Source organism: Streptomyces sp. NPDC058459, assembly GCF_042721685.1.
Lineage (GTDB): Bacteria > Actinomycetota > Actinomycetes > Streptomycetales > Streptomycetaceae > Streptomyces.
In genome coordinates this window covers 1-3,241 of the sequence record NZ_JBHXLV010000358.1, presented here as the reverse complement: position 1 = coordinate 3,241, position 3,241 = coordinate 1, and the positions used below count along the sequence as shown (strand labels likewise).

3 protein-coding genes are annotated in these 3,241 nt (G+C 70.5%); 2 read left to right on the top strand and 1 reads right to left on the bottom strand.

The genetic code is table 11. The features are described from left to right. Window positions 1–87 precede the first annotated feature (87 nt). The gene (locus ACFWN1_RS32500) at window positions 88–387 is read right to left on the bottom strand and encodes a DUF5133 domain-containing protein (protein ID WP_384370106.1); all 300 of its coding nucleotides are present in this window, start codon (window positions 385–387) and stop codon (window positions 88–90) included. A 303-nt stretch (window positions 388–690) separates the two neighbouring features. Here ACFWN1_RS32500 and ACFWN1_RS32495 point away from each other — a divergent pair, with 303 nt between their 5' ends. Both ACFWN1_RS32495 and glgX read left to right on the top strand, forming a co-directional pair. Then, window positions 691–1,197: a pep a2 gene (locus ACFWN1_RS32495; protein WP_384370103.1), complete on the top strand. Its 507-nt coding sequence runs from the start codon at window positions 691–693 to the stop codon at window positions 1,195–1,197. Window positions 1,198–1,220: 23 nt separating this feature from the next. Further along, on the top strand, window positions 1,221–3,241 hold a 2,021-nt coding region (gene glgX, locus ACFWN1_RS32490), incomplete at its 3' end, for a glycogen debranching protein GlgX (protein WP_384370100.1).

The window sequence follows — 3,241 nt, the reverse complement described above, 5'->3', positions numbered from 1 at the left end:
GCCGGGCACACGGGGCCCGGCTTCGCGGTCCTTGATACGGGGCCGGCAGGTGCCGTCCCGTAGGGGAACGCCATGTACGGTGCCAGGTCAGGGGCTTGGCGCCGTGGATCGCCGCTCCGGTGACTGCGCGCGTCGCGCCCTCCGGCCGGGCTGCGGCCGCCCGTCCTGCTCGCTCAGATAACCGGCCGGGGTGGAGCGCAGATACCGCTCGGCGGCGTCCGCCGCCTCCCTGGCGCAGCGTTTTCCCATCAACACGCACAACGTGTAGCCCGAGTCCTCGAAGGTGCTCCGGACCGTGCGGTCGTGGGGCGAGGCGAGCATCACGCGCTCCCACGCCCGGTAACGCCGCAACTGCCGGGCCACTTCGGCCTTGGCGGGTAGCAGCATGGTCCCCTTCACCTTTCACGGCTCTCGACCCCTCGTGTTCCCGACGGTCGGGTGGTGACCGCACACGGAAGGGCGCGGCACCGTTACGGCGATCGAGGCTTTCACTCATGGTGCACGTGCAAACACAATGCGTCCTGTTGGAGCTTCAACGACCCTGCCGTTCGTGATGCCCGTGTTGCACGAATGGCGTAGCAGCCGCAGTGTGGATGGTGACTCAGAAGCGACCGGCTTTCACGCTGAGTGTCCGGTGATCCCGCCGGACGGCCGTGGAGCGGGAGCTTCGCCGGTGAGGAGCAAGCGACAATGGAGACCGCAGTGCCCCGCTACTACCACCTCGACGTGGAAGTCGGCCCGGAACGGGTGGGACAGGTCAGCCGCATCCTGGCCGCCCACCTCAGTCACTGGGACCTCGACAATCTCGTGGACCCCGTCCGTCGCGGCACCGAACTGCTGCTGCGCGCCATCGACCAGCACGCCACGGCCGCCACCACCTCCATCGAGATGTGGTGGAACGGCCAGCACCTCATCACCGCCATCGGCGGCGGCGACCGCGATCTGGGCCCGGACGAGGGCCTGCGCACCTGCCTCGCGGACATCGCCGCCATGAGCGACGGCTGGGGCTGCTGTGCCACCGAGACCGGAGCCAGGATCATCTGGTTCTCGCAGCGTGCCCGTGCCGACCAGCGGGTCCCGCTGGTCCCGACCGCTCCCTCGCCGCACATCCGCCGGATGCTGCGCGTGCCCCGCGCGGCCCCGGTGCCCGAGCGGGTCGGCGAGATGCCCGCTGGCGTCCTGGCGGGCGCCCGGTGACGGCCAGGAAGTCCCGGAAAGGGGTGCCCGTGTGGAGCGGGCACCCCTATCCGTTGGGCGCCTCCTACGACGGCCAGGGCACCAACTTCGCACTGTTCAGCGAGGTCGCCGAACGCGTGGAACTGGTCCTCGTCGACGACGCGGGCGCCGAGACGCCCGTACCCCTCCACGAGGTCGACGGCTTCGTCTGGCACGGCTATCTGCCGGAGGCCGGGCCCGGTCAGCGCTACGGCTACCGGGTGCACGGCCCCTGGCAGCCCTCCCTCGGCCACCTCTGCAACCCGGCCAAGCTGCTGCTGGACCCCTACGCGCGGGCCATAGACGGCCAGACGGACAACGACCCCTCGCTCTACGAACGCGAGCCGCACGGCCCGGCCCCCGCCGACAGCGCCGGGCACTCGATGCTGGGTGTCGTCACCGACCCCTACTTCGACTGGGGCGACGACCGCCCGCCGGGCCGCCCCTACTCCGAGTCCGTCATCTACGAGACCCATGTGCGCGGCCTGACCGCGACCCACCCGGACGTGCCGGAGCGGCTGCGCGGCACCTACGCCGGGCTCGCGCACCCCGCCGTCACCGAGCACCTGACCTCGCTCGGGGTCACCGCGGTCGAGCTGATGCCGGTCCACCAGTTCGCGCAGGACGGTGTGCTGCGCGACCGGGGGCTGTCGAACTACTGGGGCTACAACACCATCGGGTTCTTCGCCCCGCACAACGCCTACGCCGCCCTCGGTTCGCGCGGCCAACAGGTCGACGAGTTCAAGGCCATGGTCAAGGCGCTGCACGCGGCCGGCCTCGAAGTCATCCTCGACGTGGTCTACAACCACACCGCCGAGGGCAACGAGATGGGCCCCACCCTCTCCTTCCGGGGCATCGACAACGCCTCGTACTACCGCCTGGTCGACGGGGACTGGGCGCACTACTACGACACCACCGGCACCGGCAACAGCCTGCTCATGCGCCACCCCTACGTGCTCCAGCTCATCATGGACTCGCTGCGGTACTGGGTCACCGAGATGCATGTCGACGGCTTCCGCTTCGACCTCGCGGCGACCCTGGCCCGGCAGTTCCACGAGGTGGACCGGCTGTCGGCCTTCTTCGACCTGATCCAGCAGGACCCGGTGATCAGCCGGGTCAAGCTCATCGCCGAGCCCTGGGATCTGGGCGAGGGCGGCTACCAGGTCGGCAACTTCCCCCAGCTGTGGTCGGAGTGGAACGGCAAGTACCGGGACGCCGTACGGGACTTCTGGCGGGCCGAACCCGGCTCGCTGGGGGAGTTCGCCTCCCGGCTCACCGGCTCCTCCGACCTCTACCAGGCCAGCAACCGCAGGCCCCGGGCGAGCGTCAACTTCGTCACCGCGCACGACGGTTTCACCCTGCGCGACCTCGTGTCGTACAACGACAAGCACAACGAGGCCAACGGCGAGGGCAACCGGGACGGGGAGAGCGACAACCGGTCCTGGAACTGCGGTGCCGAGGGTGACACCGACGACCCGGCCGTGCTCGAACTGCGGGCCCGTCAGCAGCGCAACCTGCTGGCCACCCTGCTGCTCAGCCAGGGCATCCCGATGCTCGGGCACGGCGACGAACTCGGCCGCACCCAGGGCGGCAACAACAACGCCTACTGCCAGGACAACGAGGTCTCCTGGATCGACTGGGACCTCGGCCCCGAGCAGCGTGCTCTGGCCGGCTTCACCCGGCGCCTGATCGGCCTGCGCGCCAAGCACCCCGTGCTGCGCCGGCGCCGGTTCTTCCGGGGTGAGCGCGCGGCCAAGCGCAGGCAGCCGCTGCCCGACCTGATCTGGCTGCGGCCCGACGCGCATGAGATGGCCGACCAGGACTGGCGGCGCGGCGACGCGCACTCGGTCGGCGTCTTCCTCAACGGGGACGCCATCGCCGAGCGCGACGCCTACGGCCGCCGGGTCGTCGACGACTCCTTCCTGCTGCTGCTCAACGGCTTCTGGGAGCCCGTCGACTTCCGGCTGCCCCCCGCGTCCTACGGGGAGCGCTGGACGGCCCTGATCGACACCGCCGACCCCGAGGG

What these genes read in the sequence shown, in the direction of transcription:
- ACFWN1_RS32500 (WP_384370106.1), bottom strand. Translation starts at nt 387, where the DNA reads ATGCTGCTACCCGCCAAGGCCGAAGTGGCCCGGCAGTTGCGGCGTTAC.
- ACFWN1_RS32495 (WP_384370103.1), top strand. Translation starts at nt 691, where the DNA reads ATGGAGACCGCAGTGCCCCGCTACTACCACCTCGACGTGGAAGTCGGC.